At 57.2% G+C, this 26,021-nt stretch carries 18 protein-coding genes and 3 pseudogenes; 9 read left to right on the top strand and 12 right to left on the bottom strand.

Features of this window, described 5'->3' with window-relative positions:
* The 4 genes from KDX37_RS22765 (at nucleotide 1) to KDX37_RS22750 (ending at nucleotide 5,478) form a co-directional block, all read left to right on the top strand.
* Nucleotides 1–1,584 carry an ABC transporter ATP-binding protein gene (locus KDX37_RS22765; RefSeq protein WP_231655274.1) on the top strand — a complete coding sequence of 528 codons (1,584 nt, stop codon included), beginning with the start codon at nucleotides 1–3 and terminating at the stop codon, nucleotides 1,582–1,584.
* 55 nt (nucleotides 1,585–1,639) lie between these two features.
* Complete coding sequence (locus KDX37_RS22760) at nucleotides 1,640–3,061, top strand: sigma-54 interaction domain-containing protein (RefSeq protein ID WP_231655273.1); 1,422 nt, start codon at nucleotides 1,640–1,642, stop codon at nucleotides 3,059–3,061.
* Between the two features lie 253 nt (nucleotides 3,062–3,314).
* Nucleotides 3,315–4,706 (top strand): GntP family permease, encoded by a 1,392-nt coding sequence (locus tag KDX37_RS22755; protein ID WP_231655272.1) that lies wholly within the window; start codon nucleotides 3,315–3,317, stop codon nucleotides 4,704–4,706.
* A gap of 10 nt (nucleotides 4,707–4,716) precedes the next feature.
* Nucleotides 4,717–5,478, top strand: coding sequence for a 3-hydroxybutyrate dehydrogenase (locus tag KDX37_RS22750; protein WP_231655271.1), 762 nt, complete (start codon nucleotides 4,717–4,719; stop codon nucleotides 5,476–5,478).
* 8 nt (nucleotides 5,479–5,486) lie between these two features.
* On the opposite strand, the gene KDX37_RS22745 is transcribed toward KDX37_RS22750, so the two are convergent.
* Nucleotides 5,487–6,653 (bottom strand): PilT/PilU family type 4a pilus ATPase, encoded by a 1,167-nt coding sequence (locus tag KDX37_RS22745; protein WP_231655270.1) that lies wholly within the window; start codon nucleotides 6,651–6,653, stop codon nucleotides 5,487–5,489.
* A gap of 127 nt (nucleotides 6,654–6,780) precedes the next feature.
* On the opposite strand from KDX37_RS22745, the gene KDX37_RS22740 reads away from it, so the two are divergent.
* Nucleotides 6,781–7,056, top strand: a complete 276-nt coding sequence (locus KDX37_RS22740) for a peptidylprolyl isomerase (RefSeq protein ID WP_122668261.1) — start codon at nucleotides 6,781–6,783, stop codon at nucleotides 7,054–7,056.
* A 62-nt stretch (nucleotides 7,057–7,118) separates the two neighbouring features.
* On the opposite strand, the gene pgm is transcribed toward KDX37_RS22740, so the two are convergent.
* The 5 genes from pgm to KDX37_RS22715 form a co-directional block, all read right to left on the bottom strand.
* Nucleotides 7,119–8,765 carry a phosphoglucomutase (alpha-D-glucose-1,6-bisphosphate-dependent) gene (pgm, locus tag KDX37_RS22735; RefSeq protein WP_231655269.1) on the bottom strand — a complete coding sequence of 549 codons (1,647 nt, stop codon included), beginning with the start codon at nucleotides 8,763–8,765 and terminating at the stop codon, nucleotides 7,119–7,121.
* Nucleotides 8,766–8,873: 108 nt separating this feature from the next.
* Complete coding sequence (locus tag KDX37_RS22730) at nucleotides 8,874–11,201, bottom strand: ATP-dependent DNA helicase (protein WP_406643136.1); 2,328 nt, start codon at nucleotides 11,199–11,201, stop codon at nucleotides 8,874–8,876.
* A gap of 114 nt (nucleotides 11,202–11,315) precedes the next feature.
* Complete coding sequence (locus tag KDX37_RS22725) at nucleotides 11,316–12,722, bottom strand: aminotransferase-like domain-containing protein (RefSeq protein ID WP_231655268.1); 1,407 nt, start codon at nucleotides 12,720–12,722, stop codon at nucleotides 11,316–11,318.
* 103 nt (nucleotides 12,723–12,825) lie between these two features.
* Nucleotides 12,826–14,328: a hypothetical protein gene (locus KDX37_RS22720; RefSeq protein WP_231655267.1), complete on the bottom strand. Its 1,503-nt coding sequence runs from the start codon at nucleotides 14,326–14,328 to the stop codon at nucleotides 12,826–12,828.
* A 797-nt stretch (nucleotides 14,329–15,125) separates the two neighbouring features.
* Nucleotides 15,126–16,148 carry a zinc-dependent alcohol dehydrogenase family protein gene (locus KDX37_RS22715; RefSeq protein WP_231655266.1) on the bottom strand — a complete coding sequence of 341 codons (1,023 nt, stop codon included), beginning with the start codon at nucleotides 16,146–16,148 and terminating at the stop codon, nucleotides 15,126–15,128.
* Between the two features lie 319 nt (nucleotides 16,149–16,467).
* Between KDX37_RS22715 and KDX37_RS22710 the strand changes: the two genes are divergently transcribed.
* Nucleotides 16,468–17,382: a LysR substrate-binding domain-containing protein gene (locus tag KDX37_RS22710; RefSeq protein WP_231655265.1), complete on the top strand. Its 915-nt coding sequence runs from the start codon at nucleotides 16,468–16,470 to the stop codon at nucleotides 17,380–17,382.
* Nucleotides 17,383–17,737: 355 nt separating this feature from the next.
* On the opposite strand, the gene KDX37_RS22705 is transcribed toward KDX37_RS22710, so the two are convergent.
* Together KDX37_RS22705 and KDX37_RS22700 are read right to left on the bottom strand one after the other, a co-directional pair.
* Nucleotides 17,738–19,024, bottom strand: a complete 1,287-nt coding sequence (locus KDX37_RS22705; protein WP_231655264.1) for a type II toxin-antitoxin system HipA family toxin — start codon at nucleotides 19,022–19,024, stop codon at nucleotides 17,738–17,740.
* Nucleotides 19,017–19,334 carry a helix-turn-helix domain-containing protein gene (locus tag KDX37_RS22700; RefSeq protein ID WP_231655263.1) on the bottom strand — a complete coding sequence of 106 codons (318 nt, stop codon included), beginning with the start codon at nucleotides 19,332–19,334 and terminating at the stop codon, nucleotides 19,017–19,019. The genes KDX37_RS22705 and KDX37_RS22700 overlap by 8 nt, the downstream gene beginning before the upstream one ends.
* A gap of 242 nt (nucleotides 19,335–19,576) precedes the next feature.
* Between KDX37_RS22700 and KDX37_RS22695 the strand changes: the two are divergent.
* Both KDX37_RS22695 and KDX37_RS29865 read left to right on the top strand, forming a co-directional pair.
* Nucleotides 19,577–20,147: pseudogene (locus KDX37_RS22695) on the top strand (IS3 family transposase); the annotation flags it as partial.
* An 18-nt stretch (nucleotides 20,148–20,165) separates the two neighbouring features.
* A pseudogene (locus KDX37_RS29865) lies at nucleotides 20,166–20,411 on the top strand (M24 family metallopeptidase); the annotation flags it as partial.
* A gap of 383 nt (nucleotides 20,412–20,794) precedes the next feature.
* On the opposite strand, the pseudogene KDX37_RS22690 reads toward KDX37_RS29865, so the two are convergent.
* Nucleotides 20,795–21,908, bottom strand: a pseudogene (locus KDX37_RS22690) (NADH:flavin oxidoreductase).
* 121 nt (nucleotides 21,909–22,029) lie between these two features.
* Here KDX37_RS22690 and KDX37_RS22685 point away from each other — a divergent pair.
* Nucleotides 22,030–22,920, top strand: coding sequence for a LysR family transcriptional regulator (locus KDX37_RS22685; RefSeq protein WP_231655262.1), 891 nt, complete (start codon nucleotides 22,030–22,032; stop codon nucleotides 22,918–22,920).
* Between the two features lie 300 nt (nucleotides 22,921–23,220).
* On the opposite strand, the gene KDX37_RS22680 is transcribed toward KDX37_RS22685, so the two are convergent.
* From KDX37_RS22680 to KDX37_RS22670, 3 genes are all read right to left on the bottom strand, one after another.
* Entirely contained in the window at nucleotides 23,221–24,204 is a 984-nt protein-coding gene (locus tag KDX37_RS22680) for a 5'-nucleotidase (protein ID WP_231655261.1), read from the bottom strand.
* 300 nt (nucleotides 24,205–24,504) lie between these two features.
* Nucleotides 24,505–25,005 (bottom strand): Hcp family type VI secretion system effector, encoded by a 501-nt coding sequence (locus KDX37_RS22675; RefSeq protein ID WP_231655260.1) that lies wholly within the window; start codon nucleotides 25,003–25,005, stop codon nucleotides 24,505–24,507.
* A gap of 894 nt (nucleotides 25,006–25,899) precedes the next feature.
* On the bottom strand, nucleotides 25,900–26,021 hold a 122-nt coding region (locus KDX37_RS22670), incomplete at its 5' end, for an integrase core domain-containing protein (protein ID WP_231655304.1).

Genomic DNA, 26,021 nt, shown 5'->3' with positions numbered 1-26,021 from the left:
ATGTCTGAAAACCTGATCGAAATCCGCGACCTGAGCGTTGCATTCAGCGGACAGACCGTTGTCAGCAACCTGAGTCTGGATGTACGGCCGGGTGAGTGCCTGGCACTGGTCGGTGAGTCCGGGTCCGGCAAATCCGTCACTGCGCATTCGATCTTGCAACTGCTGCCCAAAAGCGGCACGCAGACCACCGGCAGCATCACCTACCGTGGGCAACAGCTGGTCGGGGCGGACGAGCGCACGTTGCGAGAGTTGCGCGGCAATCGCATCGCGATGATCTTTCAAGAGCCGATGACCTCGCTCAACCCGTTGCACACGGTCTCCCGCCAAATCGGCGAAACGCTCCTGCTGCACCGAGGCATCACCGGGCGGGAGGCCCAGAAACGTATTCTGGAGCTGTTGGAGCTGGTAGGTATTCACCAGCCTCAAAAGCGCTTGAAAGCGTACCCTCATGAACTGTCAGGTGGTCAAAGACAGCGAGTCATGATCGCCATGGCACTGGCCTGTGAGCCGGAACTGTTGATTGCCGATGAGCCCACCACGGCGCTGGACGTGACCGTGCAGCGCAAGATTCTGCTGTTGCTCAAGGAGTTGCAGCAACGCTTGAACATGTCGTTGTTGCTGATCAGCCATGACCTGAATCTGGTGCACAGCGTCGCCCAGCGTGTCTGTGTCATGCGTGCCGGGGAAATCGTCGAGCAGTCCGATTGCCAGACCCTGTTCAAAGCCCCTCAGCATCCCTACAGCCGTCTGCTGCTGGACGCCGAGCCAGCCGGTGAGCCGTTGGCGCGCGATACCCGTGAAAAGGTGCTGGAGGTCGAGAACCTGAGGGTCTGGTTCTCGCTGACCGGCGGCATCCTGCGCAGGCACCAGGAGTACTTGAAGGCGGTAGACGATATCAGCCTGAGTATCGAGCGCGGCAAAACGCTAGGAATTGTTGGCGAATCGGGGTCGGGCAAGTCGACACTGGGCCAGGCAATCCTGCGTCTTGTGGAATCACGCGGTGCGATCCGGTTTCGCGGGACGCCGCTGGACGGTTTGAGCCAGAAGCAGATGCGGCCCTGGCGCAAAGAAATGCAAGTGGTCTTTCAGGACCCTTACGGCAGCCTCAGCCCGCGCATGTCAGTGGCGCAGATCATCGGCGAGGGCCTGGAAGTGCACGCGCAGCTTTCTCCGGCACAATGCGATGTCGAGGTGATCAGAGCCCTCGAAGAAGTCGGTATCGACCCACAAGGCCGACATCGATACCCGCACGAGTTTTCCGGGGGTCAACGCCAACGCATCGCCATCGCCCGCGCCCTGGTGCTCAAGCCAGCGCTTATATTGCTCGACGAGCCTACTTCGGCACTGGACCGTACCGTGCAAAAACAGGTCGTTGCATTACTGCGCGAGCTTCAGGAGAAGCACGGCCTGACCTACCTGTTCATCAGTCATGACCTGGCAGTGGTGAAGGCCCTGGCCCATGATGTGATCGTGGTCAAGGATGGCAAGGTGATCGAGCGAGGCGCCAGTCACGACGTATTTGACGCACCGCAACATCCTTATACTCAGGAATTGCTGGCAGCAGCACATCCAGGCTTCGCTTGACCGAACCAAACGGGCTTTCTGCGCGGCCAGACGCCGACTCCTGACGGAACATCCCATGAAAGACAACAGCCTCAAAGACCATCAGAGCATTCAGCGTCTGGCCATTCGCTCGCTGTTCGAGATCATCGAACAGTCCAGCGAAGGCACCGTCATCGTTGACCGGGACGCGCGAATCGTCTGGATCAATGAGCGTTATGCGAGGCGCTTCGGACTACAAAACCCGGCATTTGCCATTGGCCAGCCCTGCGAAAACGTCATACCAGGCAGCCTGCTGCGTCAGGTTGCCAACAATGGACAGCCGATCCTGCTGGACATGATGGAAACCGCCAAAGACCCGCTGGTGGTAATGCGCCTGCCTATCCATGACGACACCGGTACATTGATCGGTGCCATTGGCTTTGCTTTGTTCGACGAGCTGCAGACGTTGTCACCACTGCTCACCCGCTACCTGAGCATGCAGCAGGAACTGGCCAAGACTCGATCATTGCTCAAGGCCCGGCAGGCCAAATACAGCTTTGCGAACTTCATCGGCACCAGCGAGGCCGCGCTGGAGGTGAAACGTCGCGCGAGACGCAGTGCCAGCGCGCACTCGCCAGTCCTTTTGCTGGGAGAAACCGGTACTGGCAAAGAGCTGCTCGCACATGCCATTCATAATGCGTCGCCACGGGCTGGCAAGCCCTTCGTGAGCATCAACAGTGCGGCGATCCCGGAAGCCCTGTTGGAGGCCGAGTTCTTTGGCACGGCTCCCGGCGCGTTCACCGGTGCGGTCAGCAAAGGTCGGTCCGGAAAGCTGAAAATAGCTCAAGGCGGCACTCTGTTTCTGGACGAGATTGGCGATATGCCGCTGGCGCTGCAGAGCAAACTGCTGCGCGTCCTGCAGGAAAAAGAATACGAGCCGGTGGGCTCCAATGAAGTGTTTCAGAGTGACATACGCCTGATTGCCGCCACTTCCACCGACCTCGAGGCGGCAATCAAGCGTGGCGAGTTCCGTGCTGATCTCTACTACCGGCTGAACGTGCTGCCTATCAGCGTGCCGCCCCTGCGCGACCGGCTGCAGGACTTGCCCGCGCTCAGCGAAGCGATCCTCGAGGAATTGCACAGCAACCACGAGCTTGAAAGCAATGCCTTGGGCCTGCTGGGCCAGCATGCCTGGCCTGGCAATATTCGTGAATTGCGCAACGTGCTGGAACGCGCTGCGCTGCTTGGCGATGAACAGGTGCTGAGCCTGAAGGACATTCACGCCGCCATCGGCACACTGATGCCGATCGGCGTGCAGGGTGACAGTCTGCCTGATGACAGAGCGTCAACGGTCCCGGAAACTTTCAGCCAGGCGCGGGAGCGATTCGATCGACAACTGATCGAAGCCACATTGCAGCAGTGCGCGGGCAATGTGGTGCATGCCGCCCGCCAACTCGGCCTGGGGCGCTCGACGCTCTACAAGAAAATGGCACTACTGGGCATCGCAGAGTCCCGGTAACGAGACGGCCGTCTCCATATAGAGACAACGTTGTTACCGCCTTGCTTGAGCCTTCAAGACGTCGCGTGCCCTGCAGAAACGTCTCCCAAGCAAGTCAAACGTCCACGCCTTGAGACAACCGACCGCTCAACTAATCGCCTCCTCGATAAATTTCGATAAATTTCAACAGGTTGGCGACATGGCACGAAATCAGCTATAGCCATTGAGCGGTACCTCTGCGCTTCACTAAAAAAATAACAACAGGAGACACCTGATGAGCGTTCTCATCGCACTGGCAGCGCTTGCGCTGTTGATGCTGGCTGCCTATCGCGGCTACAGCGTCATTCTTTTCGCCCCCATCGCCGCCCTCGGTGCCGTACTGCTCACCGACCCTTCGGCTGTAGCGCCCGCCTTTACCGGGGTGTTCATGGACAAGATGGTCGGCTTCATCAAACTCTATTTCCCGGTATTTCTGCTCGGCGCGGTGTTCGGCAAGCTGATCGAGCTCTCCGGCTTTTCGCGCTCCATCGTCGCAGCCGCTATTGGTGTGCTTGGGACGCGTCAGGCCATGCTGGTAATCGTACTGGTCTGCGCCCTGCTCACTTACGGCGGCGTATCGCTGTTTGTGGTGGTATTTGCGGTGTACCCATTTGCCGCCGAGATGTTCCGGCAAAGCGACATACCCAAAAGACTGATTCCGGCCACCATCGCCCTGGGGGCCTTTTCGTTCACCATGGACGCGCTGCCCGGAACGCCACAAATCCAGAACATTATCCCGACTACCTTTTTCAACACCACCGCCTGGGCTGCGCCGTGGCTGGGCCTGATCGGATCGGTGTTCGTGTTTTGCGCGGGCATGCTGTACCTGCAACGCCAGCGCAACAAGGCTCAGCGCGCCGGTGAAGGTTACGGCACCGAGCTGCGCAATGAGCCAGAAACGGCGGCTGATCTCAAATTACCCAACCCTTGGCTGGCCGTGTCTCCGCTGATCGCGGTAGGCGTCATGAACCTGTTGTTCACGGGCTGGATTCCACAGTGGTATGGCAAGACCCACACACTGGCCTTGCCGGGCATGGCGACGCCGGTGCAGACCGAGATCGCTAAACTCACAGCTATCTGGGCCGTGGAAGCCGCCCTGTTGATCGGCATTCTGATGGTGTTGATCTTCGGCTTCAGAGCCATCAAGAGTCGGCTGGCCGAAGGCACCAAGAGTGCAGTCAGTGGTGCGCTGCTGGCGGCCATGAACACCGCCTCGGAATATGGCTTTGGAGCGGTGATCGCCTCGCTGCCGGGTTTTCTGGTGCTGGCCAACGGCTTGAAAAGTATTCCCGATCCACTGGTCAATGAAGCCGTCACCGTAACGCTTCTGGCTGGCATCACCGGCTCAGCCTCTGGAGGCATGAGCATCGCACTGGCAGCCATGTCGCAACAGTTCATCGCCGCAGCCAATGCCGCGAACATTCCGCTCGAAGTGCTGCACCGCGTAGCGGCCATGGCCAGCGGCGGCATGGACACCCTGCCGCACAACGGCGCGGTCATTACCCTGCTGGCAGTCACCGGGCTGACTCATCGTGAAGCCTACAAGGATATTTTCGGGATCACGCTGATCAAGACCCTCGCGGTTTTCGTCGTGATCGCAACGTTCTATGCCACTGGCATCGTATGAGGAAGCGTTTATGAGTCTGCATGGTAAAACCGCCCTGGTAACAGGTTCGACCAGCGGCATCGGGCTGGGTATCGCGCTGGAGCTTGCCAAAGCAGGTGCCAATCTGGTGTTGAACGGGTTTGGCGACGCCTCGGCAGTGGTCAGGAATGTCGAGCAATTGGGCGTCAGGGTTGGCCATCATGCCGCGGATGTCAGCGATCCGGCGCAGATCGCCGATATGATTGCCTACGCCGACCAGGAGTTTGGCGGTGTCGACATCCTGGTCAACAACGCTGGCATTCAGCATGTGAGCAATATCGAGGACTTCCCGGTCGAGCAGTGGGACTCGATCATGGCCATCAACCTGTCCTCTGTGTTCCATACCACCCGCTTGTGCATGCCAGGCATGCGCAGTAAAGACTGGGGCAGAATCATCAATGTCGCTTCAGTGCACGGCCTCGTGGGTTCGACTGGCAAGGCCGCCTATGTAGCAGCCAAGCATGGCGTTATCGGACTGACCAAAGTAGTGGCGCTGGAAACCGCGCGCAGCAACGTCACCTGCAACGCGATCTGTCCGGGATGGGTGCTGACGCCCCTGGTGCAGCAACAGATCGACAAACGCGGAGGCGATACAGATCAGGCACGCCAGGACTTGTTGGCCGAGAAACAGCCGTCGCTGGATTTTGTAACGCCGCAGCAACTGGGTGAACTGGTGCTGTTCCTGTGCAGCGACGCGGCGGTTCAGGTTCGCGGCGCTGCCTGGAACGTCGATGGCGGCTGGCTTGCCCAGTAAAAAACGATTCAGCTGTTGGACGGGGGTTCGTCGCCGACCAGCCCCCATTCAGACATGTTTGGTTTACTGGAACCCTGAGGCGCCGCAGGTGCTGTGGTAATGGTGTTCACCGCACCTTCACCGTGAAGTTTGAGACGCAGGCGCACGTTGTTCTGTGAGTCGGCGTGCTTGAGTGCCTCCTCTTCGCTGATCGCCCCTTCGACCGCCAGATTGAACAGTGCAGTGTCAAAGGTCTGCATGCCCAGACTGCCGGACTTCTCCATGATGCCCTTGAGCTCTTTCAGTTCGTTGCGCTGGATGAGGTCACGAATGGTCGGCGTGCCCATCATCACTTCCACCGCAGCACGCCGCTTGCCGTCGGGGGTTCTGACCAGACGCTGAGACACGAACGCCTTGAGGTTGTTGCCCAGATCATGCAGCAGTTGTGCATGACGCTCTTCGGGGAAAAAGTTGATGATCCGGTCCAGCGCCTGGTTGGCATTGTTGGCGTGCAACGTGGAGATCGCGAGATGCCCGGTGTCAGCGAACGCCAATGCGTGCTCCATGGTTTCGCGGTCGCGGATTTCGCCGATCAGGATTACGTCCGGCGCCTGACGCAGGGTGTTTTTCAGTGCTGCACGGAAACTGCGCGTATCCACGCCGACTTCGCGCTGGTTGACGATGGATTTCTTGTGTCGGTGGATGAATTCGACCGGGTCTTCAATGGTGATGATGTGACCGCTGGCGTTGCGGTTGCGGTAGTCAATGAGCGCAGCAAGCGACGTTGATTTGCCCGAACCGGTAGCCCCGACAAACAGCACCAGACCGTGTTTTTCCATGATCACATCAAGCAGCACCGGTGGCAGATGAAGGTCCTCGAACTTTGGAATGTCCAGCTTGATGTTACGCGCCACGATAGACACTTCGTTGCGCTGCATGAACACGTTGATGCGGAATCGCCCGATGCCGGGCAGCGACACCGCGAGGTTCATCTCGAGCTCGCGCTGGAACTCGAGTTTCTGTTCCTCATCCATCAGCCCCTGGGCCACCAGCGCCACGTCGCCGGGCTTGAGGGTTTCAGTACCCAGCGGCTTGAGCACGCCATTGAACTTGGCGCATGGCGGCGCTCCGGTAGAAAGATAAAGGTCCGATCCATCCTGGCTGGCCAGAATCTTCAACAACGCCGGGAAATCCATAATCAATTCCGTACGAAATAAATGAAATACGACAGGCCGTCAGCTTGAAGGCAACCGACGTCAGGGCAGGCACCCGATACCAGAGACAGGCATAATGGCAGCCTTTTTCAACAGGTGATATTGCGACATGAAAGCCCAGGCCCGACACATTCTGGTGAAAACCGCCGAAGAAGCCGAGCAGCTCAAGCAGCGCATCGCCAAGGGCGAGGCTTTTGATGTACTGGCCAGGAAGCATTCTAGCTGCCCGTCGGGCAAACGTGGCGGCGATCTGGGCGAGGTGCGGCCCGGGCAGATGGTGGGCGCGATTGATCAGGTGATCTTCAAAAAACCGCTGCGCACTGTGCATGGACCGATCAAGAGCAAGTTCGGCTACCACCTGGTGCAAGTCTTCTATCGCGATTGATCGACACAGCCGGATATAAAAAACCTCGAACCGGTAAGGTTCGAGGTTTCAGGCAGAGCGCTTTATTTGGCTGAAATGGCCCCGTCAACCAACACCTGAGCTTCTGCTACCAGACGCTGGAGATGATCCTCGCTGATAAAGCTTTCGGCGTAGATCTTGTAGATGTCCTCGGTGCCCGAGGGCCGCGCTGCGAACCAGCCGTTTTCGGTCATGACTTTCAAGCCGCCAAATGCCTGATCGTTGCCCGGTGCCTTGCTGAGAATATTCTGGATGGATTCCCCCGCCAGCTCAGTGGATGTCACCCGATCCGGTGACAACTTGCTAAGCAACGCTTTCTGCTGCGGATTGGCCTTGGCATCGACCCGCGTCGAGAAAGGCTGGCCCAGCTCGTCGGTCATTGTCTTGTACAGCTCGCTCGGGTCACGGCCGATACGCGCGGTCATTTCGGCCGCCAGCAATGCCGGGATCAAGCCATCCTTGTCGGTCGTCCAGACAGAACCGTCGCGACGCAGGAACGAAGCGCCAGCGCTCTCCTCGCCACCAAAACCCAGCGAACCGTCAAACAGTCCATCAGCAAAATATTTGAAGCCCACCGGCACTTCATACAAGCGACGGCCGAGACGCTTGGCAACCCGGTCAATCATGCCGCTGCTGACCACGGTCTTGCCCACGGCAGCATCGGTGCGCCATTCAGGACGATTCTGGAACAGGTAGTCGATAGACACCGCCAGATAGCTGTTGGGCGTCATCAGGCCACCGGTAGGCGTCACGATGCCGTGGCGGTCATGGTCCGGGTCGCAGGCGAAAGCGACCTGATAGCGGTCTTTAAGGCCGATCAGGCTTTGCATGGCATGGCTGGAAGACGGGTCCATACGAATCTGGCCGTCCCAGTCCACGCTCATGAAGCGGAACGTGGCGTCGACGAATTTGTTCACCACGTCCAGGTTCAGGCCGTAGTGTTCGCCAATCGCCGACCAGTAGTTGACGCCAGCACCGCCCAGGGGATCGACGCCCAGACGCAGGCCCGCATCGCGGATGGCGTCCATGTCGATCACGCTTTTGAGATCGGCCACATAGGTGTTCACGTAGTCATGGCGGTGGGTAGTGTCAGCGCGCAGTGCCTTTTCGTGGCTCATGCGCGAGACGCCCAGCACCTTCTCGGCCAGCAATTCGTTGGCCTTGTTCTCAATCCATTTGGTGACGTCACTGTCGGCCGGGCCGCCATTGGGCGGGTTGTATTTGAAGCCACCGCTTTGTGGCGGGTTATGCGACGGGGTAATGACAATACCGTCCGCAAAGCCCGAGGTACGGCCACGGTTGTAGCAGATGATCGCGTGAGAAACCGCCGGTGTCGGCGTGTATTCATCGCCTTGGGAAATCATCACGGTGACGCCGTTGGCGGCCAGGACTTCAAGTGCTGTAGCAGCGGCTGGGGTCGACAGCGCGTGGGTATCTGCACCCAGAAACAGCGGACCATCGATACCTTTTGTCTGGCGATAAAGGCAGATCGCCTGGCTGATGGCCAGAACGTGCCACTCATTGAAGCTCAGCTCAAACGAAGTACCACGATGCCCGGAGGTCCCGAACGAAACGCGCTGGGTCGCAACCGAGGCATCCGGCTGACCGGTGTAGTACGCCGTCACCAGTCGGGGAATATCGACCAACAACTGAGCAGGTGCCAGCTTGCCGGCGAAAGGGCTGAGACTCATACAACCTCCATGGCTAAAAATTGGAATACGAAAACAACGCCGTTGGCGAACACGCCAGTGATGCGGCAGTTTACTGGCAGTTCGACCACGCCGCTCAGTTATCGATCCCTAAGTATCTGAGGGGCCAAGCCGCCACCAGGCGGGAAACAGCTGCGTGACCTTGCGCTCGGCAAAGCGGTCATCGATCAGGGTGACGACCCCGCGATCACTCTGACTTCTGATCACCCGCCCGGCCGCCTGCACGACTTTCTGCAGCCCGGGATAAAGATAGGTGTAATCGTAGCCTGCACCAAACAATGCAGCCATTCGCTGCTTGAACTGCTCATTGACCGGGTTCAATTGCGGCAACCCCAGCGTGGCGATGAACGCGCCTATCAAGCGCGCGCCCGGCAAATCGATACCCTCGCCAAACGCACCGCCCAACACCGCAAAACCGATACCCTGACTGTTGAGCGTAAAGCGGTCGAGAAACGCCTGTCGCTCACTCTCGCCCATCCCCCTGGCCTGCTGCCACAGTGGGACATTCGGGTGGGTCCGCGCCATCAGGTCTGCCACCTGCTGCAGGTAATCGAAGCTGCTGAAGAACGCCAGGTAATTGCCCGGCCGAGCTTCAAACTGCTCAGCCATCAGCTCGACGATAGGTGCCAGTGAAGCCTGACGATGGGCGTAGCGGGTGGAGATCCGGCTGACAATGCGCACCTCCAACTGCTCATGGTGGAATGGCGACTCGACATCGATCCAGGCGGTGTTGCTCGGCAAGCCGAGCAGGTCGGCGTAATAGTGCCGAGGGCTGAGGGTGGCGGAAAACAACACAGTGCTGCGCGCCGCTGTCAGGCGCGGACGAATGAAGCGCGCAGGCACCACATTGCGCAGACTCAGCCGCGACAGGCTGCCCTTGCTGCCAACGTCGCGCTTGGCAATATCGAAAATGAAGTGCTCATCGAACAGTTCGGCGATACGCGAAAAACCGATCGCTTCCAGGTAGAAGCCCTGCAAGGCGCCTTCGACGTTTTGCGGGTGCTCGTTGAAGAAGTCGCCAAGAGCCGTAATACACAGGTTCAAGCTGTTGACGAACTTGTCCGGCGTTTTTGCATAGGCCTGATAGACGCCCGACTGTTCCTTGTGCAATGCACTCCACTGCCGGTTCAGGCGTTGCAGTGCTTTTTTGACGGGCTCGGGTGCGGTCGGGATCAGGGCCTTTACCTGATTTTGATCCAGACTTGCGCTGTACATCTGCCGCGCTCGTTCGACCATGTTATGCGCTTCGTCGACCAGCACAGCCACACGCCACTGGTTGAGCTGGCTCAGACCAAAGAGCAGCGCGCTCAGGTCGAAGTAATAGTTGTAATCGGCAACCACCACGTCGGACCAGCGCGCCAGTTCCTGGCTCAGGTAATACGGGCAGACCTGATGCTGCAACGCGACCTCGCGCACACCAGCCTGATCCAGCCAGGGTGATTGCAGCGCGGCCGAGCGTGCGGCAGGCAAGCGATCATAGAAACCGCGCGCCAAGGGGCAGGAATCTCCGTTGCAGGCTTTGTCCAGATGCTCGCAAGCCTTGTCCCGTGCCACCAGTTCCAATACACGGAGCTTCAGGGTGGGCGCGTTGCGTCCAATGATGTGCAAGGCGTCCAGCGCCAACCGCCGACCGGGCGTCTTGGCGGTGAGAAAAACCACCTTGTCGAGTTTCTGTCCGGGCACGGCCTTGAGCAGCGGAAACAGCGTGCCTACTGTCTTGCCAATACCGGTTGGTGCCTGCGCCATCAGGCAACAGCCGGTGCTTACCGCCTTGTACACAGACTCGGCCAAGGCACGCTGGCCAGTTCGAAATGTTGTGTGTGGAAATGTCAACGCGGTCAGTTCACTGTGCAGCGACTGGGTGTGAGTCAGCTCCTGCTGCGCCCAGCCGAGGAATATCGCGCACTGCTGCTCGAAGAACTGCTGCAGCGCATCGACGCTGAAGTGTTCCCGAATCAGCGTTTCATTCTCACTGACGATGTTGAAGTACACCAGCGCCAGCGTGACCTCCTTGAGGCCCAACTGCTGGCACAGCAGCCAACCATAGACTTTCACCTGCGCCCAGTGCAGTTGCCGGTGGTTGGCTGGCATGGCATCCAGATCGCCACGGTAAGTCTTGACCTCTTCAAGCTGATTACTGACAGGATCGTAGCCGTCTGCCCTGCCCCGCACGGTCAGTTCACGATAATCGCCAGTCAGTGACAGCTCAGCCTGATAGCCCGCACCGCGCCTTGAGGCGACGGTGCGATGCCCGGCAATCCCCTCCTGGGCGGTTGGCGATGGGGTGAAGCGCAGATCAAGATCACCGACCTTGGCAGTGAATTCGCACAAGGCTCGCACTGCCACCACATAGCGTGGCGGCGCAGCGAGGCCGGCAGAGGCTTGGGCAAGGGGGTTTTCAGGAAGGGTCAGGGTCACTGCGCAAACGAGCCGTCATGTTCAGATACTGGATGGGCGTACAGATAACAGTCCCGACCCGGTCTGGCAAATACAAATGGATCGACGGCCCGTAGTGCAGCCAAGACTGACCGTCTAGTGAAGTCTTGCCTGCCGGCACGCGCCATCCAGCGCGACCAGCATGGGCTCCGGGTTCTGGGCCCAGTCGATGGCGTAGCTGATTCGCAATGAATGCCGGTGCCAGCCCTGCAGACTGAACAACTCACCAGGGGCAATGACGATACGTTGCGCCAGCAACGATTCGAACACCTGACGCATGTCCATGGGATGCAGACTGTGCGCCCAGATACCGCAACCTCCTGCTGGCACCTCATAGCGCAATGTCCGGCTCAGATGCTGATCAAGTTGCTGTGTCATCGTGTGCATCCGCGATGCGAGAGAGTGGCGCAGATCACTCAACAGCGCATCCAGGCGCCCGCTGTTGCACAACCTGGCAATCGCCCGCTGACGGATCGGCGGCAACTCAAAAGCCCGCAACAGGAAGTAGTGCTGACATTGAGGCTGAAAAGCCTTGCACAGCAGATAGCCATAAGGCGTTTCAGGGCCCAGCGATTTGTCGAAGGTGCCGAGAATCAAAAGGCGTTGCGGATCAATCATATCGCGCAGGCAGCTCTGCCCTTGAGTAAAAAGCAACTCGCCATGGCTGTCATTCTCCAGCACCCAGACGCCGTAATGGTTAAGCAGATCGGCAATGGCGTGCGTATTGTGCAGCGGCCGCAGACTGCCTCGCACCGGATTGAGCGCGGAGGACATGAAAGCCATGCTCACAGACTTCTCTTTCAGCATCTGATCAAGCAGGACCAGATCAACGCTGCCCTCCTCATCTGCCGATAGCTCAATGACCTTGATATCAAACGACTGCAAAAGGCGCAGCAGGGTCCATGCGCAGGGCGATTCAACCAGCACGCAGGTGCCACGCAATTGCAGTATCTCGATTACCGCCTTGAGCATTCCGGGCAGGTCCGGACCTATGTAAACGTTATCTGCGTACCAGCCTTCCTTTGCGTTGCATGTGTAGCGAGCCGCCAGCGCAGTGCGTAGTTCAAGGTCTCCGAATGGCTGAAACCCTGAGTCGCGCGGAGCGGGATATTGCCGTGTCAGTTCACGCTCCATCGCCAGCAACGGGTTGTCCTGTACCTGCAACACCGTGGGCTCGTCACTGCCCATCAACGACATGCCCGGTCGACGGGCACCTCGGTGAAGCGCATCCAGCAGAGGATCGACGTTACTGCTCAGCATCTGTTCCAGATCAAGGCCGTCAGCCGGCACGGAGTAGTAACCCGATTTGGGAACGGCACGCACCCGCCCTTCTTTCTCAAGTAAAGAATAGGCGTTTTGCACCGTTGATATGGACACCCGAAGACGACGTGCCAACTGGCGCAGCGACGGCATCCTTCGAGCCGACGTGTCGTGCGCCTCGTTGACCAGACGAACAAGATAGCGATACACCGCCTGATAGGCGAAATCCGTGGTTTTTTTCATGAAAGGCAACCTGGCACTCAGCCAAAAAGAGGTTCCAGGTAACCGATACCCGGCTGAGGCCGGGCACCGGTGATATCGCTTACAGCCCAGACGCAAAGCGTCATCAGCGTCCGGAGAGCATCAGTTTCACAGGCTCGCCCGTGCTGATATCGACGGTTTCGATCCGGCGTTTGTCTGGGTCTGCGGCACGAATTCTCGCAATGATCGACTGATCATCGTCGAAGTCCACTCGATGCTTGTTGTAGAGCCCGCGCAACCCGTCAATGGTCAACCCACTGATCTCCACCAGCCACTGCAGGACCTGATCAGGGGCGCTCTGACCGGCCAGCGCTCGGTGCAGATCAGGCAGTGCGACCAGCATGCCCGCATGACAACGACGCAGAAACGGTTCCAACCCCTGCCCCTCGTCGACAAAGGGTGAAAACAGCAGACATACCAATTGGGTTTCATTCAGGCCGAATCCATCCTGCGCGAACCCCGTTGCCAACTCACGACGGGCTTCGATCCGTTCCTCGCCCGCATAGGCGCTCAAGGCCTGATCAATCAAGCGGGACGGCATCTGCCTGGCGCGCATGAGTGATGTCGCCAGCGTCAGATATTCGGCTATCCCGTCGGCGTAATTGCGATCCTGAAGATACTGCGCATTGAGGCCTCGCATATGCGCCATGAGTAGCGGATTGGCGCAGTCCGACTCGCTGAAGCTGAACGCCAGATCATCAAAGCGGAAATCGAGAAACTCGGTCAGCAGCGCCCAATGCTCGTCAGTTTTGCAACTCACCAGGTCGGCAATGCCTATAAAGGCTGGCGTGCTGGACTTGGTGGGGTAACTGATCGCTCTCACAGCTTTTTCGGGCCGCTCTTCAGAACCGTAGAGTTCGTGATAAAACGCCTGCCCAACCACATCGAGAGCCCTGATTGCACTGTTTGCGGTCTGGCCGCGCCAATGAGCGGTACTCTGCCCTGCTTGTCGGGCAAGCCGCATCAACCAAGTCATGTACTGCTTTTGTTCCTTGCGCGAGTCGCCGCTGACCAGCGCATCTACCCCTTTGCCCCATGACGATGCGCGACCCAGAAACTCGACCAGGCCCAGATAGCAACTGTTGCAGAACGTTGTACGCGCATCGCCTGCTGACAAATGCCCGGCGAGCAGCATGTCCGAACGATTCTGCTCCCGGCCTGCGCTGGAAAACGGCAGGTCCGGCTCAAAAGCCTGCGTGTACTGGTTATCGAACACCAGCATTTCAACGCGAGGGTCGTCATACAGAAAGAGCGCTGAATAGGTGCGATGAATGTTGTCCATCACCACCGACGTCATCCCTGCATGTCGGCGGTTTGCAACTCGAAGGTTGAACGTGCCGGGAGCCCTACAGGCAATACTCAGTTGAGCGGCTCTTAAAAACGCCAGCGTGTAAGCACTGTCCTTGCCACCGCCGAATGCAACCAACACCTTGAATGAGGTAATCCGTTCAATGCCACCTGCCGCCACAATCAATCGCTGAATCAATAATTGAAGCGCAGTGCGTTCTGCGCGACTGAAATACCCCAACAACCGTTGCAACACCTGTTGGTAGACGTAATTCATTGCCTGTTCGTGGATCGAGCTCATTGTCGTCCACCTGTCTGTTTATCACAGCATGCGCCCACGCCAACACCCTGTTGAACATGAGGACGACCCTCGAGTTTATAATTAACCATGACTCACTCCCTGAGTAATAACTGGCAACTATTATCAGCATCCCGAAAACAAATACAAGGCACAGAATTCAAACTTAAAGCCGCACAGTCACTGAGCCTCGCTGCAACTACTTGAACATGGCGTTTATTAAAAAACGACTTTAGCTCGCCTGCATATCTGGGCTTTTTATATAAAAAAACGTTACAACTCATTGTAAATAAAGGATAAATATCCACACCCAATCACTGTCAACCTGACACACAGGCGTTCGAGACGTAGGAAAGCATTGCGCTCACCACTGATTATCCGACAGTCGCGCTAAACACTAACAAACGCCACATTAAACAATTCAGGATTGATATTCCAAAGCTTTCATTCAGCTTTCAATCAGATGTTTGGTACTGGGAGCACGTTACGCTCCGCCGTAACGACAGCTTCTGACGTCAACTGATCTTTCCAGATAGAACGGGATGGCGGACGACGCCGTTTCGGACGTCGTTTGTCATCCGTAGATACTGCCGGTGAGTCATGCACGTCTCCGCTCGCTTGATGTTGCTGAATAGCACGCTGCCGTTAAATTGATGTGTCGCTACAGCCAGTGAAATCTGCCACACAGGCACGAGTCGGACTGTATTTTACTGCAGCACCCGGCAAACTGCGCCCACAAAAAAGCCCTGCATCATGCAAGGCTTCAAGGCTCTCAATCAGCTCTCTGGACGATGACCCCGTCAGACGGGCTCGACCTCCAGCACTGCACGACCACCAATCGGGCATCCGTCCATGTAACGGTGCGCCTGCACCACGTTCTCGAAGGCGAATGTGCGAGTCTGCAGTGGCGTCAGCACACGATCAGCCGTCATCTGGTTGATGTCGCGCAATGCCCGTTGCAGCGCTTCCTGGTCCTGAGTGATGCCCAGTTCAGGCTTGCCGGTGAAGTTGCCCAGACAATGCACGTAGAACTGGATGTTCTTCTGAAACGCTGCGCACGCCGGGAATGGCGTCTGGTTGCCGCCCTGCAGGCCGTAAAGAACCAGGCTGCCACGCGGCGCAAGCACATCGCCCATGATCGACATCTGCGGTCCGCCCAAGCCATCGAACACCGCGTCCACGCCACGGTTGTCGGTGTACTTGTTGATGGCCATCAGCAGATCCTGCTCTTCGGTCACCACCACCTTGTCGGCGCCCAGCGCTAAAAGGTACTCGCGCGCATCGTCGGTCTTGGTCGCCGCAATCACCCGAACACCCAGCGCCTTACCGAGCTGGACGAAAGCAGGCCCCGAACAATGGCTGGCGTCGGTCACCAGCACGGTTTGCCCGGCCTTGATGCGGGCCAGATCGACGTAGGCAAAGTAGGCGACCAGATACGGCGTGTAATGCACGCTGGCTTCGACTGCCGTGAGTACATCCGGGTATCGCGCCAGCGCGGTGCGCGGCACGACGACGGACTCGCCGTAAACCGGATGCTGGTTGGCGTCCGCTGCAGGAAAACTCGCTACCTTGTCGCCAACCGCCAGATCAGTGACGGCTTCGCCGACTGCAGTGACCACGCCCGCCATCTCGTAGCCAAGCCCAGCTGGTAACCGAGCCTGGGTTGAAGCAAGATTTTGTCGCCAGAGAACGTCATACCAGCTGACACCAATCGCCTGGACACGCACCTGCACCTCGTCCGGTGCTGGCAACGCGACAGGGTGCTCTTCGACCTTGAGCACCTCGGCCGGGCCAAACTGATGAAAACGGATCGTGCGGGACATTTAGAACCTCGCCTTGTAAACCTTGATGCCACAAACTTTATCCGGGTACTGCCGGCGATGCTATGGGTGGCTATTGATAGTCGACATGCCTGCAATCGATTGTGCCCTGAAACCGGGGCTTGACAGTCAGACAGCTTCTGAGCGCAAGGCGCAGACCGGCGGCCATTGTTCGCATGTCGACCAAACAATGCAACCCGTGTGGGCATTTAAGCCAGCTTGTCGAGCGTTCAATGAATTTTCGATTCGCTGAACGGGCTTTTGCTCGTACTATCGCAACCTGCTCCCGCTTCCAACAGACAAACGGCCCGAGACCTTCTGTATGAACCGCAACGACCTGCGTCGCGTCGACCTCAATCTGCTCATCGTCTTTGAAACCCTGATGCATGAAAGAAGCGTCACCCGTGCTGCAGAGAAGCTGTTCCTCGGGCAACCGGCAATCAGTGCAGCCTTGTCACGCTTGCGTGGTCTGTTCGACGATCCGCTGTTCGTGCGTACCGGGCGCAGCATGGAGCCCACCGCGCGCGCCACAGAAATTTTTGGCCTGCTGTCCCCTGCCCTGGACTCCATCTCGACAGCCGTCAGCCGTGCTTCGGAGTTCGACCCGGCGACCAGCACCTCGGTGTTCCGCATCGGTCTGTCGGATGATGTCGAGTTCGCGCTGCTGCCCACCCTGCTCAAGCGCCTGCGCTCCGAAGCGCCGGGCATCGTGCTGGTGATTCGGCGCGTCAATTACATTCTGATGCCGCCGCTGCTGGCGTCCGGCGAAATCTCGGTCGGCGTCAGCTACACCCAGGACTTGCCCGCCAACGCAAAACGCAAGGTCCTGCGCAGAAGCAAACCTCAGTTATTGCGTGCGGATTCAATCCCAGGCTCGTTGAGCCTCGACGATTTCTGCTCGCGTCCCCATGCACTGGTGTCATTCGCAGGTGACCTGAGTGGGTTCATCGACGAACATCTGGAGCAAATTGACCGCAAGCGTCATGTGGTACTGGCCGTGCCGCAATTCAATGGGCTGGCAACGCTGTTGACCGGTACCGACATCATCGCCACCGTGCCGGACTACGCTGCACAAGTGCTGGCTGCGGCAGGCGGCGTACGCGCCGAAGAATTGCCTATCGAAACCCGCACCTTTGAACTGCATATGGCCTGGCGCGGCGCCCAGGACAACGACCCCGGCGAACGCTGGTTGCGCTCGCGGATTCAGATGTTTTTTGGCGACCCTGATAGTCTTTAGGTTTCGTCGGGCAGGCTGTTTAGCTGATCATTTCTGCCTTTTCATAGACCATGGAGATCCATCCACTGCCAGTGGATCGCTACGTTGGGGGTACATCTGAGGGCATGCTTTGGATGGTTAAAAAAGGATGCCCCCAGCCTAATGCCCAACAGTCTGACCCTTCAGGCCTCGGGTAAACGGATTGGTGAAGTAGCCTAGCGGTAACGGCACAGATTGCATGTCAGCAGCTGCGCTTATTGAGCCTCGCATCTGCCGACACCTTCACGATTCGCCGTTACCCCACCGTCAATGTGCGCAGTACTCGCTACCAGGCGATCGACTGGAGGACTACTGAACGGCGCACTCTCCTCCAGATTCAACGGCGACCGCTGCCCGCGTGACCGTGGTGTAGCCGAGCTACGCTCTCATCGATGCGGCCCTGGATCGTGCGCAAGGTGTCTCGAGTAATAACCTGTGGATATAGGTTCTCGGCGATGGTTGCAAACCGGCTCGCTACATCACAAATGCCGTCAATCACTCTGCCTGCAGTGTCCAGGGGCACCTCGGCTTCCTCGGCAAGCCGAAGCATTTGCGTGCGGGAAATCGACAGGGCTTCCCCCATCACATCCATCTGGTGGTATCCACCCGGCCCCTCGCAGAAGGTCACGTCGTAAGCAGGCGACAGTCTCCACTGACCGTCTTGCGACATGATGTAGGCAAAGTTTTTGGGATGATCGTCTCTGTTGTTGAACGCAACATTGAAGACGGCACGTTCGAAGGCCACCGCCATCCCTCGCACGTCGTTGGTACACATCTGCGTTGCCCGCAAGAAGTTGACGTAGTCCAACACCCCCGGTGACCGGTAATTGGCCCCCGTAAAGGCCGCGAGGCTTTGCATGGGTACGCGCAGACCATCCCGGCGGTCAAATCGCTTACTCGCGAACGCCGCTAACCCATTTGGCAGACTGAAGTACTGCGTGTCAGGGGTCTCGATACCGCACATGCGCAGGCATTCGGCGTAGACCATTTCGATAGCACACACCTCGGCATGTTCTTCTTTGGCCGGGAACTTAACCATCCATGCTTCAAAGCCCGGCGTGACGGCAGTGGTAAACCCGCCAGTTTCGGGATCGCGATAGACGAGGGCCTTAGGCCTTGCACCTTGAGGCGAACCACCCACCAGCAGCAACGTCTGCAGGAACTCGCCACCGTCTCCATGGAGCACTTCCTGCACTTCGGCGGCAAGCTGTTCCAGCGGGATATGGACTTCTGATTCCTGCCCTTCGGGTGCCACGGGCTCAAACGTCAGGGCACCCATAGCATTGCTACCGATGTAGGCCAGCCGTTCCAGTGAGCCAATGCGCGCCGTGGTGAGCCCGCGGCGCCTGAACATACGGTCCATCAGCAACATGCCCCACCCGTCCGGCAACGAGTCGTAAACAGGCCCTGGCAAGTACAGTTGGTGGTCTGGAAAATCTCGACGCAGCTGAGTCCCCTCCAACGGCAGCGTGTAGGAGGACAGTTCCAAGCCCCTTTGCCTGGCGTCATTGCTGTACTCGAATACGATCAGCGGGCGACCGGTCAGGGCTGTCGTGGAGACCAGCGTACCCCACTGCCATCGCTCACCCCAGCCCTCGTAGAAGACGTTCACCTGCTCAAGCATTGCCGGACTTCCTCTTTGAACGGAGACGATTGGCGCTGTTTTCATAGCGACGAATGTCCTCGATGCTTTCCAGCTTTGGCAGGAACAGGCCTTCGAGCTCCTTGGTTCGGCCCAGGGCAATCGCCACCCTGACCACGTTCTCGAACCCGACATTGCGCCCGGCTTCAAGGTTGGACACGGTGTTGGTGGCGATGCCGGCACGCCCGGCCAACTCGGCCTGTGTCATGTCCAGCGCCAAGCGCTCTATGCGCAAGCGATCGCAGAGGCGCTTGACGACCTCACTCGGCTTGCTGAAGCTTAAATCCAACATGGTGTGTACCAAGCCCATTTTTTGCCAGTTAGTTCCCAAAATTATAGAATTAACGTCCAGCCCTATCAAGCGACGTAATTCCCTAATTCTGCGCCTTATCGCTTTATTACTGACTTTAGCCACAATTTTCTGGATTTATCTGACATCAGACCAAAAGGCAGGGACAACCATTGTGGTCCGTTTAGAAACATATTATGGGTGAAGGCGTGCCTTCCGCCCGAGCCCGGTAAGCGTTGGTGGCAGTGCGCAGCCTGATGCGCGATCAGGAATTGGTCAGCAAACGACCGGGATCGCATACTTACAAAAAGGCGACGGTCGAGCGGCCCGACATCCCTGATATTTTGAACCGGGAGTTTGATGTGCCCGCTCATGACCACGTCTGGTGTGGCGATATCACTTACATAGATATTTTTGCCCGCCGTGTTGTGGACTGGGCGTTGTCGGAAAAGCCGGATGCCGACTTGGTCATCAAGGCCTTGGATATGGCTTACGAGCAGCGAGGGAAGCCTCAGGGTTTGCTGTTCCACTCCGACAGTAAGAATGTGATCGCCAGCGCCTTTGGCGATATCGCATGCGTCAGACATGAGCAGGCGAGGAAACTGTTGGGATAATGCGCCGATGGAGCAGGTGTTCAGGAGCCTGAAAACCGAGTGGATACCGACCATGGGCTACACGACGGTCCAACAAGCTCAGCGGGATATCAGGCATTTTTTGATACACCGGTACAACTGGATTCGACCGCACCCATTTAATGGTGGGCTGCCACCGGCTCAGGCCGAGAAAAACCTTAACGTCGTGTCCGGGATTAGTTGACCACTACATTGGGACTTCTCACGATCCGTCGTCGCAGGTGGTAAATGGACAGCTGAACAGAACGAGGTTTATGACGGCGCGATTGCGGCCATTGAGGCAGGCGTTGACGCGTGTAAGCCAGGGGTGTCGGCACAACCGCTGTATGAGGTCGTTCTGCAGGTACTCCAGAGCAAAGAGATCTATTGTGGGTACCCGCTGCACGGGCACTCATACGGCATTGGCTGGGAAGCGCCTTGGTTGTTGCCGGTACGAGACGAAGATTGAGGCAGGTATGGCAATCGCCATTGAGTGCATGGCAGGACGCGAAGCCGTTGGGTTCGTAAAGTATGAGCAAAACGTGCTAGGTTCTGTACGAAAAGTCGGCGAGCGAAGGTCAGGCAAGGCAAAAACAGGCGAGGAAGCGGAGTCTACTGGCTGTAAATGAGCATTCTGAGCCTGTTTCTAACGCAGCATCACCGAGCGCAGCCACTTTTCGTACAGAGCCTAATGCACGCTGATCGCGTAGAACTATTTCAACTTGCCCAGCACGCTTGTAACGCTAGATCCCTCACGCGGTTTGAATAGGCGCTGAATAGTTGATGCAATGCCCGCCCTGATGAGGGGCAGGCATGTTTACGATTATTCGTAAACCTGCGAGCTCGTCGCGGTTACTCGTACAATTCTGTGTCCAATTCACGTGCCTTGATGTTGGCAATGGGCTGAAGGATAGAGCCGTCGAATTCACGAAACTTAGCGCCTGCCTCGATTAGCGAAGGATAATCCGGGTTGCCCAGCGCGCCGCGACCCAGCGCCACAAGATCGGCGCGCCCCCCACGTATTACCTCGGCTGCACGATCCGGATCATGCAAGCTGCCGTTCGCAATGATCGTAACGCCCGGGGCATATTTCCTGGCCAGAGCGATGAGACTGTCTTGAGAACCCTCGAATGCAGGCTGCCATGCCTCATATTCAGTGACATGAATAAAGTCGACCTCAGCATCAGCGAGGGCGCTAAAGATTATTTGAGCGTCGCCTTCACCACCAGGCCATTTGTTCTTGAAATCGTTGACCTTGCCTTGAGAAATACGAATACCCACCGGCACTTTCGCTCCAACGCGCTCTTTCACCGCTGCGACCACCTCGACGAGAAGACTCATGCGCTGACGGATATCTCCGCCCCAACGGTCGCTCCGCAGATTGGTGTGGGCCGTTAGAAACTGGTCAAGTAAATACCCGTTTGCCCCATGGATTTCGATGCCATCAAATCCTGCCTCAACAGCACGTACTGCTGTGCCCGCAAAGCCTTCAATGGCTTCTGCGATGTTGGTATCCGTCATTTCTACAGGCATTCGGTAGGAGCCTTCGCCATGGTAAACGGTCATCTGTTGTCCAGCGGGCTGGACTGCAGAGGGTGCAACGCTGTGGTGGCGATAGATATTGCCCTGACTGAGAGCGCCGGCGTGCATGATCTGCGCAAACACTTGAGCGCCGTGCGCATGCAGATCTTGATTGATCTTCGACCACTCTACTGCCTGCTCTTCATCTGCCAAGCCAGGTTGGTTGGGGTAGCCCTGCGAAAATGCTTTATCGGTATAAAGTCCTTCGGTGATGATCAAGCCGAACCCGCCTTTGGCGAACCTCAGGTAGTAGTCACGCATGGTTTGCGTGGCCAGGCCGTCCTCTGTCGCGGTTACCCGCGTCATTGGCTACTGCCAAGCGGTTCCGGAAGTGCACGCCTTTGATATCGTGCGGAGATAAGATGATGTGCCTTGTCTCGCTCATGATTGCCCCTTGAATTCGTGTAAAACACTATGAAAATAACTATTTCAAGCATGCTAACGAGCGAAGGCGTGAAGACAAAGATTCTTTCCAGTGAAGCGGGCTTAACAGAAATGGATATAAAATGCTGACGTCCGATCTTCGGGTATTTCAGGCAGTCGCGTCTGCTGGCAGTCTTTCTGCCGCTGCGCGTCAACTGGATGTGCAGCCGATGCAGGTGTCACGGCGAGTGGCCGCGCTGGAAGAAGAACTGGGCACGCGCTTGTTCCATCGCACCACCCGATCAGTTTCGCTGACCTCTGAAGGTCAGCTCTTGCTGCCATATGCAACAACGATAATTGACGCGGAAGACATTGCGAAAAGCGAACTGGGCCCAGCGTCTGCCAAAGCGACAGGGGTACTGCGGATGACCGCGCCGAGCGTATTTGGCCAATCAATAGTGGTGCCTATGCTCTCTCGCTTACTGGAAGCTCATCCTGATCTGAGCGTTGACCTGGATCTCTCGGACAAAATGGTCGACATCGTCGGACAAGGGCTGGACTTAGCGCTCCGCCTCGCGCCATTAGGGGATTCCGAGCTGATCGCGAAGCGTATCATTTCAAATCCACGAGTGATTTGTGCATCGCCGGATTACCTGCGTCGCATGGGCCGACCTACGAAGCTGGCTGACCTAGACTCTCACTACTGCATCCAGCTGCAAGCCATTCCCCGCTGGCCTTTCATTATTGATGGAGAGCTCACCCGCAAGCGAGTAGATGGCCGGGTTAACACCAGCAGCGTAGACGCGGTGAGAACCGCGGCGATCCAAGGCCTTGGCCTGGCGATGCTCACCTCGTGGGATATCATCCGACAGGTGCGCGACGGTAGGCTTGAAGTTGTTGAGTTACAGGATGCCGAAATGGAGGAACTCTCGGTCTGGGCCGTGACGCCCAGCCGACGTTTTACGCCTATGCGGGTCAAAGTATTCTTAGGCGCGCTGGAGGACGAGCTAGATATGATCAGCAAATCAGGCTGAGGCGAATCCACCTGCAACCGACGCCTTCGCGGTGCCCGAATCCGGTGGCTCCATTCAAGCAATGATGGATGGACGCGCACTGAAAGCCACCCAACTGCACCTTGGTTCTCTGTCAGAAATTGCCATTCGCAATCGCTCGCATATTGGCTGCGATTGGGGGCAAATTTGATATTTTTCTGCCTGAAAATATCGCTCTAGAGCCAAGTCATAATGTTTTTCGGCGACCCCGATAGCATTCAGGTCTCGTCGGGCAGGCGGCTTATCTGATCAGTTCCTTTGGAACCACGCCCGGCCCCCGTGTTACACCACCTGCTGGACCTGATCCGCATCAGACTCCAGCACAACCGCTGTCGCGATCTGATTGGTGATGCCGAAAGGGATGTGCACGGATGGAGCAACCGCGCTGGTTGATTTAAGGTGCCCTGATTGGTCATCGAAGAAAATGTGAGGTTTCAATACAGCTAAAATTTTGCCTTTCTCGATGCCACCTAGGAAGAATGCGTCATTGGCCATGACACCCCAACTCTTCAGCGTATTCATCGCACGCTCATGAGACGGCGCATTGCGGGCTGTGACGATCGAGACGCGTATGCGGTTTTCGTATCCAGGATTGAGCTTTTTGTGCTTCTCCTCGACCGACTGGATTTTGGAGATCCGCACCATGAACTCCTTCAGCGGCCCGGGGTTATGGGGCTGCATGACGTTCGTCACTTCGTGTGCATGGAACTCAGACAATCCAGAAGCCTGCATGATTGTTTCGGACTCATCGCCAGCGAGTACGCCGTCAAAGTCGAATGCGATGCGTAGGGTTTTATCAGTTTCGTCGTCTTCGAATTTTGAATCGAGCACCTGGCCAGCCGGGTATCCGGCCTTGATGGCCGCTTCCACATCTTTTTTGTCCCCCGACAAAAATAAAGCGATGTTCAATGCTGGTATGTATTCATAAGGAGACTTTCCCTGCATGAAAATCGCTCTTGTCATCCCAAGTCCGTAGTGCTCGATAGTCTTCAGTACGCGCAGCCCAGTGTCGGGATCATTGCGCGAAAGAAGTATCACCTCGACGAGTGGGTCCGCAGGATCGACGCTCAGGTCATTCACTGACAGCAAGCGCTTGATGAAGGGGAACGCGATTCCCTTGGGAAGCGGGACGTGAAGATTTTTTTGCTGGAACTTGCGGTATTCCTCCTCCCCCTGACTTTGAAACACTGCGTCCGATCCCGCCAAATCAAACACAGCGCTGGAAGCGACGCCGATCACCAGGCGATTCTCTAACTCGTAGGGCATTGGAACCTCCAAAAATACGTGCCTACATAGAACTGAAGCCAGTTACGGCAACGCCAAACGTTGCCCTCCCCCTCGACGTCGACTGCTCCTGAATCGCACCAGACAGTTGCTCCGACGCGCCGGAAATCTGCTGCCGTTCGGTGTCCCGGGTATTGAGCAGGCGCTCCAGTTCAAGGCGAATGGCCAACGATCCATAGCTAGCGGATCACGGGCATCGAAGTTATTCGATGTGCACCCAGCCAAAAGATCGAACAGCGCAACACGAATGGGCGTCTCCTCCAACGGGGCGAAAACGCGCGATCAACCCTTAATGAGTTTGTTTGCCGCCAGATCCCAGGTGGAGGCTGCGGTGACTTCCATGGTGCCGTTGTCTTTCTGGGCGGTCAGCTCCCATTTGATCTTGGTGAAGTTCAGCGACAGGGTCTCCACCGGCTTGCCACTGCCGCCGCCACTGACACTGACGTTGGAGACCACCACGTTGCTCAGGGTGTAGATGATGAACGGCATCAACTGGCCGTTGCTCTCGGCGGCGTTGCTGCCGACGGTCACCTTGACCTCGGCAATTGGTTTGCCGCCGCAGCAGTACTCATTGATGCTCGGAGTGGCGGAGTCGACGAACTTGGTCAGGGTGAACTCGCCGATGTGTGGCTTGCCGGACGTACGCTCCGAGTTACTCACGTCATTGGTGACTTGCATGGCCACGTTGTGGCTGTAGGACATGACTTCGATCTTGTTGGCGTAGCCTTCCAGCATGGAGTCGCCTTTGATCGTAGTGCCTAGATCGAGAATGATCGCATCCATGAAAGATGTTTCCTTGTACAACCAGCGGAAATAGAGGACCCGCCGCATGACGGCGGGCTATATTACAGCGATCAGCCTGCGACGGGCGCCGGCAACACGGCCACCAGTCGGGACCAATCATTACATCGCCAAGAAACCGAATCAGGATCATTCAGCAGGGAGTAATACGATGAAGGCTCGCTGCCCCTGCTGTGGCCATACTCGCATCAGTCTACCGCCTACTCATAAGTGCCCAGAATGCGGACGTTTTTCTCCTGAGTGGCTGATTTATGATTGGGAAGCCTTTGCGGCCCTCAGGCGTCAGCACCTCAAGTACAACATACTGATAATCAGTATGGTGGTCGCTAACATCTTCGCGCTAATAGCGTTTGATTCCGGGAATGTTTTTTTGTGGATGCTGAACGCTTTGTCTATCCCAGCAACAATCAGTCTAGTTCTATGCCTGCGTGATCTTCGAGGGCAAGCAGGGTACGAAGGGCATGACGGTCATGCTGTTTTACCTTGGTTCGTGTGGTTCTGATCAAAATGACTAGCGTTGGCCGATAGCTGCCTTCCGCGATTGCCGCAGTCGACTGTCTGCTGACTGTCACCACGCCAGCTTTTGGCGAATGCTGACACTCACTCTAAACCGCTTCATGCCGTTAACTCACGGGGGGCTGAGGACATCCCTGGGACGGCCTTCCTCTAGACTTTAAGTGCGTGCCGTCGGGGCATCACGCGGTTAGACGCAAAAATGCCCCGTATCACACAGGTCCGTCAGCTTGAAATCCCGAACAATGTATTCGCAAGCAAGAGGACATAGTATGCCGATGACCAGAAGAAACCGAAGCTGGAGTTCAATATCACAACGAGAAACGTGGACTTGCCCCTACAAAACCGGACACCAACTCCCCGTTAAATTGATGCTGCTGCCAAGAGCCTAAATTCTCTTGGCGACCGGTATTTCAAAGCGCTGTGCGGATGCTGCTCGTTGTAATGCTCGAAGGCAATCGTCAGATTGCGCAATGCTGTTTCTC

The organism is Pseudomonas californiensis (genome assembly GCF_021147775.1).
Lineage (GTDB): Bacteria > Pseudomonadota > Gammaproteobacteria > Pseudomonadales > Pseudomonadaceae > Aquipseudomonas > Aquipseudomonas californiensis.
Note: the sequence above shows the minus strand (reverse complement) of the source record. Positions and strands in the feature narration are given on the sequence as shown.

What these genes read in the sequence shown, in the direction of transcription:
- KDX37_RS22765 (WP_231655274.1), top strand. Translation starts at nt 1, where the DNA reads ATGTCTGAAAACCTGATCGAAATCCGCGACCTGAGCGTTGCATTCAGC.
- KDX37_RS22760 (WP_231655273.1), top strand. Translation starts at nt 1,640, where the DNA reads ATGAAAGACAACAGCCTCAAAGACCATCAGAGCATTCAGCGTCTGGCC.
- KDX37_RS22755 (WP_231655272.1), top strand. Translation starts at nt 3,315, where the DNA reads ATGAGCGTTCTCATCGCACTGGCAGCGCTTGCGCTGTTGATGCTGGCT.
- KDX37_RS22750 (WP_231655271.1), top strand. Translation starts at nt 4,717, where the DNA reads ATGAGTCTGCATGGTAAAACCGCCCTGGTAACAGGTTCGACCAGCGGC.
- KDX37_RS22745 (WP_231655270.1), bottom strand. Translation starts at nt 6,653, where the DNA reads ATGGATTTCCCGGCGTTGTTGAAGATTCTGGCCAGCCAGGATGGATCG.
- KDX37_RS22740 (WP_122668261.1), top strand. Translation starts at nt 6,781, where the DNA reads ATGAAAGCCCAGGCCCGACACATTCTGGTGAAAACCGCCGAAGAAGCC.
- pgm (WP_231655269.1), bottom strand. Translation starts at nt 8,765, where the DNA reads ATGAGTCTCAGCCCTTTCGCCGGCAAGCTGGCACCTGCTCAGTTGTTG.
- KDX37_RS22725 (WP_231655268.1), bottom strand. Translation starts at nt 12,722, where the DNA reads ATGAAAAAAACCACGGATTTCGCCTATCAGGCGGTGTATCGCTATCTT.
- KDX37_RS22720 (WP_231655267.1), bottom strand. Translation starts at nt 14,328, where the DNA reads ATGAGCTCGATCCACGAACAGGCAATGAATTACGTCTACCAACAGGTG.
- KDX37_RS22715 (WP_231655266.1), bottom strand. Translation starts at nt 16,148, where the DNA reads ATGTCCCGCACGATCCGTTTTCATCAGTTTGGCCCGGCCGAGGTGCTC.
- KDX37_RS22710 (WP_231655265.1), top strand. Translation starts at nt 16,468, where the DNA reads ATGAACCGCAACGACCTGCGTCGCGTCGACCTCAATCTGCTCATCGTC.
- KDX37_RS22705 (WP_231655264.1), bottom strand. Translation starts at nt 19,024, where the DNA reads ATGCTTGAGCAGGTGAACGTCTTCTACGAGGGCTGGGGTGAGCGATGG.
- KDX37_RS22700 (WP_231655263.1), bottom strand. Translation starts at nt 19,334, where the DNA reads ATGTTGGATTTAAGCTTCAGCAAGCCGAGTGAGGTCGTCAAGCGCCTC.
- KDX37_RS22685 (WP_231655262.1), top strand. Translation starts at nt 22,030, where the DNA reads ATGCTGACGTCCGATCTTCGGGTATTTCAGGCAGTCGCGTCTGCTGGC.
- KDX37_RS22680 (WP_231655261.1), bottom strand. Translation starts at nt 24,204, where the DNA reads ATGCCCTACGAGTTAGAGAATCGCCTGGTGATCGGCGTCGCTTCCAGC.
- KDX37_RS22675 (WP_231655260.1), bottom strand. Translation starts at nt 25,005, where the DNA reads ATGGATGCGATCATTCTCGATCTAGGCACTACGATCAAAGGCGACTCC.